General features: G+C 45.4%; 12 protein-coding genes and 1 riboswitch. Of the genes, 4 read left to right on the top strand and 8 right to left on the bottom strand.

Translation table 11 applies throughout. From position 1 onward, the window contains the following. Nucleotides 1-204: 204 nt before the first annotated feature. Entirely contained in the window at nucleotides 205-1,494 is a 1,290-nt protein-coding gene (locus tag ACED42_RS11070) for a hemolysin family protein (RefSeq protein WP_371702562.1), read from the top strand. Between the two features lie 76 nt (nucleotides 1,495-1,570). Next, nucleotides 1,571-2,209 carry a tRNA adenosine(34) deaminase TadA gene (gene tadA, locus ACED42_RS11065; RefSeq protein WP_017103935.1) on the top strand — a complete coding sequence of 213 codons (639 nt, stop codon included), beginning with the start codon at nucleotides 1,571-1,573 and terminating at the stop codon, nucleotides 2,207-2,209. Nucleotides 2,210-2,270: 61 nt separating this feature from the next. Here the strand turns inward: tadA and ACED42_RS11060 are convergent, their stop codons facing one another. Beyond that, complete coding sequence (locus ACED42_RS11060; protein ID WP_010438952.1) at nucleotides 2,271-2,405, bottom strand: hypothetical protein; 135 nt, start codon at nucleotides 2,403-2,405, stop codon at nucleotides 2,271-2,273. 292 nt (nucleotides 2,406-2,697) lie between these two features. Next, nucleotides 2,698-4,266, bottom strand: coding sequence for a membrane-bound lytic murein transglycosylase MltF (gene mltF, locus ACED42_RS11055; RefSeq protein ID WP_032499857.1), 1,569 nt, complete (start codon nucleotides 4,264-4,266; stop codon nucleotides 2,698-2,700). A 329-nt stretch (nucleotides 4,267-4,595) separates the two neighbouring features. On the opposite strand from mltF, the gene purL reads away from it, so the two are divergent. Together purL and ACED42_RS11045 are read left to right on the top strand one after the other, a co-directional pair. Continuing rightward, complete coding sequence (gene purL / locus ACED42_RS11050; RefSeq protein ID WP_371702560.1) at nucleotides 4,596-8,510, top strand: phosphoribosylformylglycinamidine synthase; 3,915 nt, start codon at nucleotides 4,596-4,598, stop codon at nucleotides 8,508-8,510. A gap of 252 nt (nucleotides 8,511-8,762) precedes the next feature. Then, complete coding sequence (locus tag ACED42_RS11045; protein WP_041472747.1) at nucleotides 8,763-9,296, top strand: DUF3332 domain-containing protein; 534 nt, start codon at nucleotides 8,763-8,765, stop codon at nucleotides 9,294-9,296. Between the two features lie 98 nt (nucleotides 9,297-9,394). Here the strand turns inward: ACED42_RS11045 and dapD are convergent, their stop codons facing one another. The 6 genes from dapD to ACED42_RS11015 all read right to left on the bottom strand — a co-directional run bounded on the left by dapD (nucleotide 9,395) and on the right by ACED42_RS11015 (nucleotide 14,950). Then, on the bottom strand, nucleotides 9,395-10,426 hold the full coding sequence (gene dapD, locus ACED42_RS11040; RefSeq protein ID WP_009848346.1) for a 2,3,4,5-tetrahydropyridine-2,6-dicarboxylate N-succinyltransferase: 1,032 nt from the start codon (nucleotides 10,424-10,426) through the stop codon (nucleotides 9,395-9,397). 264 nt (nucleotides 10,427-10,690) lie between these two features. After that, entirely contained in the window at nucleotides 10,691-11,332 is a 642-nt protein-coding gene (locus tag ACED42_RS11035; RefSeq protein ID WP_017101891.1) for a MarC family protein, read from the bottom strand. A 200-nt stretch (nucleotides 11,333-11,532) separates the two neighbouring features. Then, the gene (locus ACED42_RS11030) at nucleotides 11,533-12,522 is read right to left on the bottom strand and encodes a GGGtGRT protein (protein ID WP_371702558.1); all 990 of its coding nucleotides are present in this window, start codon (nucleotides 12,520-12,522) and stop codon (nucleotides 11,533-11,535) included. Between the two features lie 23 nt (nucleotides 12,523-12,545). Further along, entirely contained in the window at nucleotides 12,546-13,238 is a 693-nt protein-coding gene (locus ACED42_RS11025) for an iron-sulfur cluster assembly scaffold protein (protein WP_371702556.1), read from the bottom strand. Between the two features lie 194 nt (nucleotides 13,239-13,432). Beyond that, a riboswitch (Fluoride riboswitch) is annotated at nucleotides 13,433-13,516 on the bottom strand. A gap of 154 nt (nucleotides 13,517-13,670) precedes the next feature. Then, nucleotides 13,671-13,964: a YebG family protein gene (locus tag ACED42_RS11020; RefSeq protein WP_004735185.1), complete on the bottom strand. Its 294-nt coding sequence runs from the start codon at nucleotides 13,962-13,964 to the stop codon at nucleotides 13,671-13,673. A gap of 89 nt (nucleotides 13,965-14,053) precedes the next feature. Continuing rightward, on the bottom strand, nucleotides 14,054-14,950 hold the full coding sequence (locus ACED42_RS11015; RefSeq protein WP_004735186.1) for a LysR family transcriptional regulator: 897 nt from the start codon (nucleotides 14,948-14,950) through the stop codon (nucleotides 14,054-14,056). Between the last annotated feature and the right edge of the window lie 143 nt (nucleotides 14,951-15,093).

The following is a 15,093-nucleotide window of genomic DNA, read 5'->3' as shown; positions in this document are numbered from 1 at the left end:
TTCTTCTTGAAGATAAAAGCGGCTTTCCCCGGAAAGCCGCGATGAACCTTTTTTTTGCTATTTTTTTCTGTTTTTTTTATCCAAGACTTTTTATATCCCAAACTTTCTATATCCAAAACTTTTTATATTCAAAATAAAGGCACTCAGCTTATACTCCGGATTACGGCTAATTGTTGGCCGGTAAATTTAGGAAATCCAAGCCACATGAAAATTCTGCTTTTAGTAGGGTTAATTGTTTTAAATGGTCTGTTTGCCATGTCAGAGATTGCACTGGTAGCAGCAAAGAATAGTCGGCTGAAACGCTTAGCCGAAAAACATCGCTCCGCTCAGGTTGCTCTTGAGCTCAAAGAAAATCCAACCCGCTTCCTTTCAACCATTCAAATCGGTATTACGGTAATCGGCCTACTCAGCGGTATTGTGGGTGAGGCGACGCTTTCTGCTCCACTGGCCGTTCAACTTGAACTGTGGGGACTCGATCCAACACAAGCGAATATCCTGTCTACCACGGTAGTCGTTGTGGGTATTACTTACTTCGCGATTGTTGTAGGTGAGCTAGTGCCAAAACGTTTTGCTCAATCTCAAGCTGAAAACATTGCTGTGCTAGTCGCGCTGCCTATCTTCTGGTTATCTAAAATTGCGACGCCGTTTGTGTTTGCGTTGTCTGCTTCTACGGAAGGTATTCTCAAGTTAATGGGACGTGGTGGCGAAGAAGACAGTGTGACGGAAGATGATATTCATGCACTCGTGAAAGAAGGCTCGGAATCTGGTGTGATTGAACGTGGCGAGCAAGAGATGATTCGCAATATCTTACAGCTTGATGACCGTTTGGTGAGCTCGTTGATGACGCCACGTCGAGACGTCGACTTTCTGGATATTAGCCAACCGGTTGAGCAGAGATTTAAAAAGCTGCGCAGTTCAAAGCATAGTGTGTTTCCATTGTGCCAAGACCACCTCAATAAAGTGGTCGGTACGGTGTCAGCCAAAGCCTTATTGAATCAGGCGGGCAATTTAAACATTCAAGTGATCATGGGGCTATCTCGCTCTCCGATCTATGTTCCTGAATCGATGAAGGCTTTACGTCTACTTGGCTATTTTAAAGAGTCGGGTACAGAGATGGCATTCATTGTTGATGAATATGGCGATGTTCAAGGCCTTGTGACTCATTACGATATCCTAGAGGCGATTGCTGGTGAGTTATCGAACAACCCTAAAGATCTTTGGACAGAGCAAGTGGAAGATGGATTACTGGTGGATGGATTGATTCCTATCAGTGAACTGAAAAACCGCTTAGAGCTGTCGGATTTTGAGGGGGAAAGCGAGAGCTTCCAAACGTTGAATGGCCTAGTGACTTGGTTAATAGGGCGCTTACCTGATGCAGGTGAAGTTGTTCAATACCAGCAGTGGCAGTTTGAAGTTATCTCTGTTGAGAACAATCGCATTGTGAGTATCAAAGCGAAGCAAATAGCCGATGACATAGAAGGCGCCAATAGCTAGCGATCCGCCTAATCAGTAAGCGGCGATTGTTCATTGCCTCTTATCTCTTTATTGTTCATTATCACGAAGATTAGGTATGCTTCACCGCATACCTATTTTCGTTTTTATCCTTTGTTTTCTGGAGCTCCCTTTGTCAGACCATCAATTCAGCCCTCAAGATGAAATCTTCATGCGACGCGCCATCGAGGTAGCTAAGCAAGCAGAAAAAGAGGGAGAGGTTCCCGTTGGTGCTGTTCTAGTGAAAGATGGGGAGGTTATCTCTGAAGGATGGAACCGCTCGATTGGCTGCCACGATGCAACCGCACATGCAGAAATCGAAACCTTGCGTAAAGCAGGTCAAGCCTTGGAAAACTATCGCTTACTTGATACCACCTTGTATGTCACCTTAGAACCTTGCCCAATGTGCGCGGGTGCCTTATTACACAGCCGAGTAAAGCGCATTGTGTTTGGTGCTCCAGACTTAAAAGCGGGTGCGGCGGGTACGGTATTGAATCTCTTTGAAAGCCAAGCCTCATACCACTATGCCGATGTTGAGCATGGTTTGTTAGAGGAAGAGTGTCGTGAACAATTACAGGCGTTTTTTAAGCGCCGTAGAAAAGAGATCAAAGAGAAGCGAAAGCTTGAGCGTTTGCAGGAAGAGCAGCGTTTAGAATCTGACAAGGCAAGTAATAAGAATAAGGTAAGTAACAAGAACAAGGTCTGTAACAAAAAATAGCAGCGATCTTTCGGCACTCTCAATCATAAGAGTGCCAAGCAAACTTACTTGGTCATTACTTTTACTCAGCAATCATCTGCATGAAAGCACGGTTGCGCCAAATGATCTTCTTCTTATTATTTGAAAGCATACGCTTACGACGGTTGGCAGCAACGGTCTTATCAAGGCGTTTCGATTTCAGTTTGTTCTTCATCATTTCAACGATTTCCTATTTGTCGTCTGGCTTTGTAAGTATGACTTCAGTTTTAATTATAGTGGTTATTTGCTTATAAGCTTTGCCACGAACTTAGCGTTGGTTTTCTGAACCACTATCGTGATGGCTAAGAGCTGAATGCAACAGAGCATTATGTCGCTTATGGTGTGACGTTATAAAGTTCGATTGTTACTGCAATATGACACTCTGGATATCGCAGGCGTTTTGTTTGTTTTGGTCATTTATCGTGATGCAATAAAAAAGAGCAATGCTAAATGGCATTGCTCTTTTTCTTTTATTTGGAAGACTCAGCGTCGTTCACTGCGGATTCAGTTTCACTGATTGTTGATTCAGCATCTGATACCTCTAGAGGTGGGATAACGACCAAACCTTCAAGGCTCGCTTCTTCCTCTTTATTACGCTTATTTACATGGCCAATAATGCTCTGATAATAACGGCGAATGTTCTCAACGTAATTCCTTGCTTCATCACCACGCGCATACCCGTAACGAGTTTTGCTGTAGTACTTCTTCTGTCTTAGCAGAGGAAGCCTGTCTTTCACATCACCCCAAGCATCAGGATCACCGCCTTGTGCTTTGGTTAAGCGACGAGCATCCATCATGTGCCCGTAACCTACGTTATATGAGGCAAGCGCAAACCAGATCTTCTCGTGTTGGGTGATTGAATCTGGTACTCGATTCACGATACGACGCAGGTATTCAACACCGCCTTGTACCGACTGTTTCGGATCGAGACGATTGGTTACACCAACGCTCTTCGCAGTAGGCAGTGTCAGCATCATCATGCCTCGAACACCTGTTGGAGAGCGTGCGACAGGATTCCAGTGTGACTCTTGGTATGCTAAAGCGGCAATCAAGCGCCAGTCAAATTCTTGAGAATATTTCTGAAATAGCGGCGACCATTTTGGCAGCTTGCTATCCAATGCGCGGATAAATGCACGAGTATCAACGTAATCAAAGGTGCCGATATGGCCGATGTATTTTTCTTCCAATGAAGCCAGTTCACCAGACTGTTTTAGGTTACCAAAGAACTCAATCAGTAATGCATAAAGGCTTTCATCTTCAGATTTCTGTAAATACCAAGAGATAGGTTGGTCTTCTGTCAGCTCAAATGCCAAAGCGACGTCTGGGTACAAACGCTGTGCGAGTGACAGCTCAATCGAGTCTGCTACAGTAAACAAGCGTTCACCAGTAGAGACTTCTTTTAGCAGGTCATTGATGTCAGCATTACCTATTGCATCGTAGATAAAGTCATCGTGCTTGTTCTGGATCTGTTTTAGCGTTGGCTCAAAATGTGAGTCCTTCACTACCACCAAAGATGGCGTCAATGTTTCGGTAGATGCCGTTTCTTCTGATTCAGTTTGTGCTTTTACGAAATCAGCTTGACGCTTATTCTCGAACTTGATCAGTTGTTGAAGGTTTCTTGGGCGCCACTGTCCTTTTTTATACACCACTTGCTGGCTTACATAGTAATAGGCGGGCGCAGCGCGATAAGCGCGTGTCAGGTTATTGTTTTGCGTTAACCCTGTCGCGATAAGATCGATCTCGCCTTTCTTTAAGGCTGGAAAGAGGCCGGATAAACGGTAAGCGGGTTTAATCTCAAGCTGTACACCAAGCTCCTGCGCAAATTCACGAGCTAACTCGTAATCCAAACCAGCAGGGCCATCGGGACCAATGTAATAAGAGAGTTGGTTATTTAGGGTGCCGACGCGAAGAACGCCTCGCTCTCGTATCTGCTCAAGGACACTTTTAGGTTCTGACTCAATCTGGCATCCAGCCAACCCAACTAGGGCAATGGCAAGCAGAAGGAACTTAGACGAAAAGATGAGCGTAAATTTAGGCATCAAAATGAAATCTCGAAAAGTGGAAGCCCCTTTATACCAAACCCCGCAAGGCTGGCAAAGCAGGTTTATTTAAACAGTTGTAAAAGTGCTGATAAATGCAGCAAAAGTACCATTTACGCATAAAGATAAAAAAAATCACGCAAACGGTTGCTTTTGGTGTTACGTCACAAAAAGAAATGCTTTATAATGCGCTCGCATTGAAGAGGTGGAATCGGCATAGGTTTGGCAACCTTCGGGAATAGCTTCGAAGAAAACAGTTAGGTTGTTCCTATAACCCACTGAATTTATTCCAATACTACCTTAATCAACTGCATAAGAGACCTAAGCACATGAGAATTTTGCGTGGCTCCCCAGCTCTATCTGAGTTTCGTGTTAACAAGCTTTTAGAGCTTTGTCGTGAATTAAGCTTACCTGTAACAGGTATTTACGCTGAGTTTGCCCACTTTGCTGATCTAACGGCAGACCTAGATGAGTCTGAAGTTGAGAAGCTAGAAAAGCTACTGACTTACGGTCCAACGATTGAAGAGCATGAACCTGAAGGTTTACTGCTGCTTGCAACGCCACGCCCGGGCACTATCTCGCCTTGGTCTTCAAAATCAACAGATATCGCACACAACTGTGGACTGGCTAAAGTGTCACGTCTAGAGCGCGGTACTGCTTTCTACATTGAAACCTCTGCTGAACTTTCTGAGCTTCAACTTGTTGAGCTGAAAGCAATCCTGCACGACCGTATGATGGAAGTGGTTTTCACTGACTTCGAATCAGCGGCGGCACTATTTACCGTGGCTGAGCCTGCTCCTTATGCGGAAGTTGACCTATTAACTGGCGGACGTAAAGCGCTTGAAAAAGCAAACGTTACCCTAGGTCTTGCACTTGCAGAAGATGAGATCGATTACCTTCTTGAAAGCTTCACCGAGAAGTTAGGTCGTAACCCGACTGACATCGAACTAATGATGTTTGCACAAGCGAACTCAGAGCACTGTCGTCACAAGATCTTTAACGCTGATTGGACTATCGATGGCGTTAAGCAAGAAAAATCATTGTTCAAGATGATTAAGAACACCTTTGAAACGACACCAGAGCACGTTCTGTCTGCTTATAAAGATAACGCAGCGGTAATGACAGGTTCTGAAGTGGGTCGTTTCTTCCCAGATCCAGAAACTCGCCAGTACAACTACCACCAAGAAAAAACACACATCTTGATGAAAGTTGAAACGCACAACCACCCAACGGCAATCTCTCCATGGCCGGGCGCATCAACAGGTTCAGGCGGTGAAATCCGCGATGAAGGCGCGACAGGTATTGGTGGTAAGCCAAAAGCAGGTCTGGTTGCTTTCTCTGTATCTAACCTGAAAATTCCGAACTTCGTTCAACCTTGGGAAACTGACTTTGGTAAGCCGAGCCGTATCGTTACTGCTTTGGATATCATGCTTGAAGGTCCTCTTGGTGGCGCAGCATTCAACAACGAATTTGGTCGTCCAAACCTATTAGGTTACTTCCGTACTTACGAAGAGAAAGTAAACTCTCACGCAGGTGAAGAAGTACGTGGTTACCACAAGCCAATCATGCTGGCTGGTGGTCTAGGTAACATTCGTGATGATCATGTTCAGAAGAAAGAGATCCCAGTAGGTGCAAGCCTAATCGTTCTTGGCGGTCCTGCAATGAACATCGGCCTTGGTGGCGGTGCTGCATCTTCAATGGATTCTGGTTCTTCTTCTGAAGACTTAGATTTTGCTTCTGTACAACGTGAAAACCCAGAGATGGAGCGTCGTTGTCAGGAAGTTATCGACCGTTGTTGGCAGCTTGGTGATGCGAACCCAATCGCATTTATCCACGATGTGGGCGCGGGCGGTATCTCGAATGCACTTCCTGAGCTAGTAGACGACGGCGAGCGTGGCGGTATCTTTAACCTACGTGACGTGCCAAACGATGAGCCGGGCATGAGCCCACTTGAGATCTGGTGTAACGAATCTCAAGAGCGTTATGTAATGGCGGTTGCTGATAAAGACATGGCAACGTTCGACGCGATTTGTAAACGTGAACGTGCACCTTACGCCGTGGTTGGTAAAGCAACGGAAGAGCGTGATCTTAAATTAGAAGATTCACACTTCGACAACACGCCAATCGATATGCCTATGGACATCCTATTAGGTAAAACGCCTAAGATGCACCGTGACGCGAAAACGCTAAAAGCGAACAACCCAGCGATTGACCGTTCTGGTATCGAACTAAACGAAGCGGTTGACCGTATTCTTCGCCTACCAACAGTGGCTGAGAAAACATTCCTTATCACTATCGGTGACCGCTCGGTAACAGGCCTTGTAGCTCGTGACCAAATGGTTGGTCCATGGCAGGTTCCAGTTGCTAACTGCGCAGTAACTGCAGCAAGTTACGACTCTTACCACGGTGAGGCTATGTCTCTTGGTGAGCGTACGCCAGTAGCACTTCTAGACTTTGGCGCGTCAGCTCGTCTAGCGGTTGGTGAAGCAATCACTAACATCGCAGCGACCAACATCGGCGATATCAAACACATTAAATTGTCAGCTAACTGGATGTCTCCAGCAGGTCACCCTGGTGAAGATGCAGGTCTTTACGAAGCGGTTAAAGCCGTGGGTGAAGAGCTATGTCCGGCACTGGGTCTTACTATCCCTGTGGGTAAAGACTCAATGTCGATGAAGACTAAGTGGGAAGAGAACGGCGAGCAGAAAGAAGTAACGTCTCCGCTATCTCTTGTTATCACTGCGTTTGCACGTGTTGAAGATGTTCGTAAGACAATTACGCCTCAGCTTCGCACTGACAAAGGTGATACTTCACTAGTTCTTATCGACCTAGGTAACGGCAAAAACCGTATGGGTGCTACAGCACTAGCGCAAGTTTACAAGCAGCTTGGTGACAAGCCAGCAGACGTAGACAATGCAGCACAACTAAAAGGTTTCTACGAAGGCGTTCAAGCACTTGTAGCGAACGACCAAGTTGTCGCTTACCACGATAAAGGCGATGGCGGTCTATTCGTAACGCTAGCTGAAATGGCGTTCGCAGGTCACTGTGGTGTTAACGCTGATATTGCAGCGCTTTTATCTGCATCAGAGAACAGCGAAGATACGCTAGCAGCACTATTCAACGAAGAGCTAGGTGCGGTAATTCAAGTTCGTAACGACGACCTAGACGCAGTTCTTTCTACTCTTGCAGCCAATGGCCTAGAAGCGTGTTCACACGTGATTGGTTCTGTTGAAGCATCAGACGAAGTAGTGATTAAGTCAGGCGCAGACGTTGTAATCCAACGTAACCGTACTGAACTACGTACTATCTGGGCTGAAACTACGCACAAGATGCAAGGTCTACGTGATAACCCAATCTGTGCAGACCAAGAGCACGAAGCGAAGAAAGACAACTCAGACCCAGGTCTGAACGTGAAACTAAGCTTCGACGTAAATGAAGACATTGCTGCTCCTTACATCAACACGGGCGCTAAGCCTAAAATGGCGATTCTACGTGAGCAGGGTGTTAACTCTCACGTTGAAATGGCAGCAGCATTCGACCGCGCAGGTTTCGAAGCGACTGATATTCACATGAGCGACATCCTAACAGGTCAAGCGGTACTAGAAGAGTACAACGGCCTTGTTGCTTGTGGTGGTTTCTCTTACGGTGATGTACTGGGCGCTGGTGAAGGTTGGGCTAAGTCGGTTCTATTTAACGACTCTACTCGTGACCAATTTGAAAACTTCTTCATGCGTGAAGATACTTTCTCTCTAGGTGTGTGTAACGGTTGTCAGATGTTGTCTAACCTGCGTGAACTTATTCCTGGTGCAGAGTACTGGCCACGTTTCGTTCGTAACGAATCAGAACGTTTTGAAGCTCGTTTCAGCCTAGTTGAAGTTCAGAAGTCTGATTCTGTATTCTTCAACGGCATGGAAGGTTCTCGTATGCCAATCGCTGTTTCTCACGGTGAAGGCCGCGTAGAAGTGCGTGACAATGACCACCTAAACGCGATTGAAAATTCAGGTACGGTTGCCCTACGTTACGTTGATAACAACGGTAACCAAACGCAGCAATATCCGAATAACCCGAACGGTTCGCCAAACGCTATCACTGGCTTAACAACGACGGATGGCCGTGTGACTATCATGATGCCTCACCCAGAGCGTGTATTCCGTACGGTTGCTAACTCTTGGTCTCCAGAAGGTTGGGGCGAGAATGGCGCTTGGATGCGTATGTTCCAAAACGCACGTAAGAATGTGGGTTAATCTGGTTCACAAAACCGAATAGTTTTAAACACTAATAAAAGCGCAGACCGAAAGGTCTGCGCTTTTTTATTGGCAACTCTTTAGGAACCAGAGCGAAACAATTAACGTTTGCAGTTTGCTGTTCTAAAAAACTCCACTACGCTAAATGTTATGGAATCAATTTGTTAGGCCATGAATTTCTGTACGTGAACAGGAAGACTGCTGTTTGGCTATGCAAAAACCGAATCAATCATCGTGGTATAAGAGGGATCTATGAAAACAACAATCACAAAAGCAGTTGCAGTGGCAGCGATTGTCATGTCGTTAGCTGGGTGTGTCGGTAGTAATGCCGTTACTGGGAAATTAATGAAGTTCAACGTTGAGGTTGTAGATAACCGTTACGCTCGTGCTGGGGTCAACTTCTTGCTTGCTCCCGTTTACGCTTTAACATTCGCAGCCGATTACATCGTGTTTAACTCGATCGAATTCTGGGCGGGGAAAAACCCACTCACAGGCGCGCCTCATATCTTCGATAGTAAAGTCGATACCATGATTGATGTGAACGACAGCCTAGACGATTCACTAAAAGAAGCCCCACTTGGCTTTAATAATCGTCAGATCGAATGGGGTGAGATGAAACAAATCGATGAGAATACGATTCGTATGGACATCACCTACAATGATGGTCAGAAAGCCGTTTTGACGGGGGTTCGTGATGGCGACAAGGTCAGTTACTACATGGATGGTACGTTAGTATCAGAAACCTCTATTCAAGCGCTTGAGCAGTTAGCTGCCGAGAAAGTGTAACGCTTTCAGTTTTATATAGATAAAAGAAAAGCCGCTGGATTTAACCCCAGCGGCTTTGTGTTTTTTAGTATCTAGTAATTTAGCATCTAAAGCTTAGATTAGTTGTTGCTGTGTAGCTCGCTGTTCAGTTCAACAGCAGACTTGTTCGCTAGACATTCAATTTGGCCAGTAATCGAGTTACGACGGAACAGAAGATCAGAAACGCCAGCAAGGTCACGAGCTTTAATGATTTCTACTTCGTTGCCTTCTTTATCTAACATGCGAACCTTAGTACCCGCAGTCACGTAAAGACCTGACTCAACCGTACAACGGTCGCCCATTGGGAAACCAAGACCCGCATTTGCGCCTAGTAGGCAGTTTTCGCCGATAGAGATAACCATAGTACCGCCACCCGACAGAGTACCCATGATAGAAGCGCCGCCGCCGATGTCTGAACCGTTACCCACAACAACACCCGCAGAGATACGACCTTCAACCATGCTTACGCCAGTAGTACCCGCATTGAAGTTGATGAAACCTTCGTGCATTACTGTTGTGCCTTCGCCTACGTGTGCGCCAAGACGAACACGAGAAGTGTCAGCAATACGAATACCTGTTGGTACCACGTAATCTACCATTTTAGGGAACTTGTCTACGCAATCTACAGACAGAGCGCGACCCGCTAGGCGAGCTTCGATTTGACGCTCAGCCAGCTCAGGAAGATCGATAGGGCCTTCGTTAGTCCATGCGATGTTGTGCAGTAGACCGAAGATACCGTCTAGTACCGTACCGTGTGGTTGAACTAGGCGGTTAGAGATCAGTTGCAGCTTAAGGAAGCCTTCAGCAACTGATGCTGGCTTCTCGTCAGTCGCAAGAACAACAAGAACAAGAGGTTGCTCAGATGCTGCTGCTTTTTCTGCGAAAGATGCGTTTGCTGCATCGTCGTTTGCTGCGAATGCTTTCGCTAGTTCTGCGCTTTGTGCAGCAGAGATTTCGATAGCTTGGTTGCCTTCAGTGTAACCTGCAACTTCACCAACAGCCGCAACAAGAGCGTCGCTTGGGTTTAGAAGTGGGTTAGGGAAGAACGCTTCAATGATTTTATTGTCGCGGTTTTTGGTTGCCGTACCGAAGGCTAGTGAAAAGTAAGCCATGTTGAATCTCCATGTGTTGAGTCTTGATTTTGCTATTTCATAACAGCGGCTCGAATAACAAGCGCTGCCGTTAGCAAAGTTAATTTAATTGCGTTCATCATAAAGAGAGCGCCCTCGTTATGAAAGGGCGCATCGGGATAAAGTCTGTAAAATGATATTGCTTGTCTTTCTGGAGATAGTTTTCTGCAATGAGAAAATGATGCAATTCAACAAAATTTGATATCAAAGTTAGATAACCAACGTTCTTTAAATGAACAACACTCTTTAAATAAATAGCGCTTTATAAGCCTGCTCAATCCCTTCAATCAACATCTGCATACCGATAACGGCGAGTATTAAACCCATCATTCGGGTTATCACGTTCAATGCACTTGGTCCGACAGCTTTAACGAAGCGTTCGCCGAATACAAATAAGATATAGGTTAAGGTACATAGTAGGCCGAAAGCGACGATGGTTATGATGGTTTCATAGACCCCCTCGGTACTGGCAAAGTTCATCGCAGTGGCAATGGTGCCGGGGCCAGCGAGAATTGGCATTGCAAGTGGTGAGACGGCGATACTTAGAGCAGCGTCTTTCTGGGCGTCTGAGTTCACTTTCTCTTTTGCTTTGGCGTGTGTTGAATCACCTTGCAGCATGTGGAAACCAATCAAAAAGACCAAAATGCCGCCTGTGATGCGCAGTGCGTACAGCGTGATACCAAAGAGGTCAAAGATCAGTTTGCCAGAGAGTGCAAAAGTACTGACGATGATGAATGCGATAAACACTGAACGGAAAGCGATAGATTTAACGGTTTCCCTGTCATTGTCACCGGTTAATCCAAGAAAAATTGGCGTATTAGCTATTGGGTTCATAATGGCAAAAAAGCCCATGAACACGGTAATGGTATGAATGATGAGCTCTTTCATATTATTCCTTTGAAAAGATGCAGTTAAATACAAATAATTATTAGAAATAGATAGTAGAGTAAGTGTGAATAAAAAACAGCCAGCATAAGGCTGGCTGTTTGGTTTTAGTGATAGGTGTAGAGTTTTGGTCGTCTGTTATTGCTTGTTTCTCAGTTAACTGACTCTATTCTATGGATAGATCGTGGCGCTCAACGTTGTCGTTATGCGTTTTGAGATTCGCTTACTGCTACAGCCAATGCAACCGTCGCACCGACCATTGGATTGTTACCCATACCGATGAAGCCCATCATTGCAACGTGAGCAGGAACAGAAGAGCTACCTGCGAACTGAGCATCAGCGTGCATTCTACCCATAGTATCTGTCATGCCGTAAGACGCAGGGCCTGCTGCCACGTTATCTGGGTGCAATGTTCTACCTGTACCGCCGCCTGAAGCAACTGAGAAGTAAGGTAAACCTTGGCGAGTACGTTCTGCTTTGTAGATACCTGCAACAGGGTGTTGGAAGCGCGTTGGGTTAGTTGAGTTACCTGTAATACTCACATCCACTTTTTCTCGGTGCATGATTGCCACGCCTTCACGTACATCATCAGCGCCGTAACACAAGATCTCTCCGCGAGGGCCTTGTGAGAAGCGGCGACGTTCGGTTTCAACAAGTTCACCCGTTTGGTAATCGTATTGAGTGCGAACATAGGTAAAACCATTGATGCGAGAGATTAAGTAAGCCGCATCTTTACCTAGACCATTGAGTATTACCTTTAATGGATTGTGACGTGATTTGTTGACGTTGAGTGCGATTTTAATCGCACCTTCTGCAGCAGCAAAAGATTCATGGCCCGCAAGGAAAGCAAAGCAGTGTCTTTCTTCATTTAGAAGACGTGCAGCCAATGCACCGTGGCCAATACCGACCTGGCGTTGCTCAGCAACACTGCCGGGTTTGGTGAATGCTTGAAGGCCTTCACCAATGATATTCGCAGCTTGTTCTGCGCTGGTGGCTTTGCGAAATAGCGCCAGTGCTGAGCCAAGGATATAGGCATCGGCAGCGCTTTCGAAAGCAATAGGTTGGGTATCCATCACTAGCGCTTTTGGGTCGACATTGTGTGATAGACAGTATTGGTTCGCTTGCTCTAAAGAGTCGAAGTTCATTTCTGCCAATACGCGAGTTACTGATTCATTAAATTGAGTGTTCATCATATCTTTCCTCTAAATTGGCAAAATTAGTGTTGGCGTGGGTTAATGGTGGTAACGGCTTCATCGAAGCGACCATAAGTCCCCGTCGCAAGGTCAGCAGCTTCATTAGCTGGCATGCCTTGGTTAATCGCCTTCATCATTTTGCCGAGGTTGAGATATTCGTAGCCAATCACTTCGCTGTGATCATCAAGTGCAAGCTTGGTCACGTAGCCTTCTGCAAGCTCTAGGTAACGAACGCCTTTCGCTGAGGTTGAATAGCTGGTGCCTACTTGGCTACGTTGTGTTTGACCTAAGTCTTCCAATGCTGCGCCAATTTCTAGGCCGCCTTCAGAGAATGCGGATTGAGTTCGACCGTAAACGAATTGCAGAAAGATTTCACGCATCGCTACGTTGATCGCATCACACACCAAGTCAGTATTCAGAGCTTCAATAATGGTTCTTCCAGTGAGAATTTCGGCTGCCATCGCGGCTGATTGAGTCATGCCTGAACAACCAATCGTTTCGATTAGCGCTTCTTCGATGATGCCGTTTTTTACGTTCAGCGTTAGTTTTGCTGCACCTTGTTGTGGTGCACAAGTGCCTACGCCATGGCTTAAACCAGAAATAGCGATGACATCTTTTGGACTAACCATAGCGCCTTCAACTGGAATTGGAGCTGAAGTGTGAAGATCACCCCTTTGAATAGGGCACATTGATTGAATTTCTGAAGAGTAGTGCATAATGTTTTCTCACTGATAGAGCCATTTAAGACCTAGGGCGTTGAGAAAACAGGACGTGTTGGAAGAGGTGCGGCTAATTCACTACAGATCTTGAGTATCGATCATCCAAAGCTGTCATGAAGCTCGGTCTTAATAGACTAAGTCCATTCCAAAATGGAGGAGTAGCGATACATCCAACAGTATTACCTGTTTTCGATTCTGTAGGAGTCATTAGCACGGTTCAAAAGAACGGGCGGTTGAAGCAAAAGCTTAGGTGGAACCCCATCACCTGATGGCTATAGATTAGATCTTAATCACACTTTTGTGCAAGCGAATGTTTAGAGCGATTTCGACTATAAACAGAGTTCATTATATTTCGATAAGTATAAAAAAACGCCAATAACGAGCTCTGATTAGAGACATTATTGACGTTTTTTAGAAAACTTCAGCTAATTAAGCGGCATCTTCTTCTGCGTCTTCAACAGCTTCAAGCTTCTTTTCTTTTTTCGGAGCTGGTTTACGCTTAGCACCTAATGCGTAAAGAACTTCTTCTTTGTTCTTCGCTAGGTACATAGCAAGCTCTTCTTGCTTGCCTTCATCTTCAACTAAATCGCTTTTGCTTAATAGTTCAAAAAGCTCATCAGCCATATCCAGCATTTTGTCGTATGCGTCAGCTTCGGCTTTAGAGGTAAAAGTCATTTTCTCTTCTCCGTTGCGTTCGACCACGTACTTGACGATAACAGCCATGGTTAATCCTCTAAGTTTGATAAAATTTTACTGGCTTTTTATACAGTTTCTGATGTTAAAAGTCCAGTTGGAGCCCTAACAATGCGGCCTCAATCTTGATGTGTAGCCCAGTCTTCACAATAACTCATGAAAGATTTCAGCAGCGGGCTCTGGTATTTGTCTTTGTGTACCAGCATCCAGAAACGTCGTTTCATGTCGAGTGGGACATCGAGTGCTTTCACTCGACCTGAGTCAATTGCTCGTTGCGCCGCCAGTCGTGATAAACACGCGAATCCAAGATTGGCAGAAACTGAATTGATGATCGCCTCGGTGGTGTTGAGTTCAAAGGATTCATACCAGTGTTCGATACGCGGTGCGACGGCACGAAGGAAAAACTCGCGAGTCCCTGAGCCTGATTCACGTAGAATCCAGTGACTATCTTCTAAATCGCTTAAAGTCACTTTTTCTTTTGAAACGAGAGGATGTTGATTACTAACAATAATACACATTTCATCGCTGCTAAACTGACTCGAAATGAGTTCAGGGTGTAATGTTTTTCCTTCAATTAGCGCGATATCAAGTTCATAATCCACCAACTTTTGGCAGATCAGAGCACTGTTTGAAATGAACAAGCTTTGATCCTGATGTTGAGTTCGTTCGCGAAAGCCAGACAAAATAAACGGTGCGACCTGATTACCAATCGTGTCACTCGCGCCGACCTTTAGATTGCCACTTAAAGGCTGATCATCACGGAACAAAACATCAATACCTGCGGCACGATGTAATATCTCATCCGCCAAAGGAAGAAGCTTTTGTCCTTCTTGATTGAGAATTAATCGGTTATTAACCCGGTCAAATAGAGAGTGACCGAGTTGTTTCTCCATTTCGCCTAGCGCCATGCTGACAGCGGCCTTAGACAGAAACAGAGCCTCAGAGGCTGCGGTCAATGTCGAATGCTGGGTAATAGTGACAAACACTTTGAGTTGTTTGATTGAAATATTAGCCATCAGGTTCCTAGTTTTACGCTGCTGGTGGAAAGGTATCGTTCAGTATTAATGAACATTTGTTATATATAATTGGATATTGTTTAACGAAGCGCAAGCGTATTATGGCTTCAACAAGCTGATGAGTTCACAAGTTTAGTGAATTA

Source organism: Vibrio sp. FF145, assembly GCF_041439075.1.
GTDB classification, from domain to species: Bacteria; Pseudomonadota; Gammaproteobacteria; order Enterobacterales; family Vibrionaceae; genus Vibrio; species Vibrio tasmaniensis_A.
Note: the sequence above shows the minus strand (reverse complement) of the source record. Positions and strands in the feature narration are given on the sequence as shown.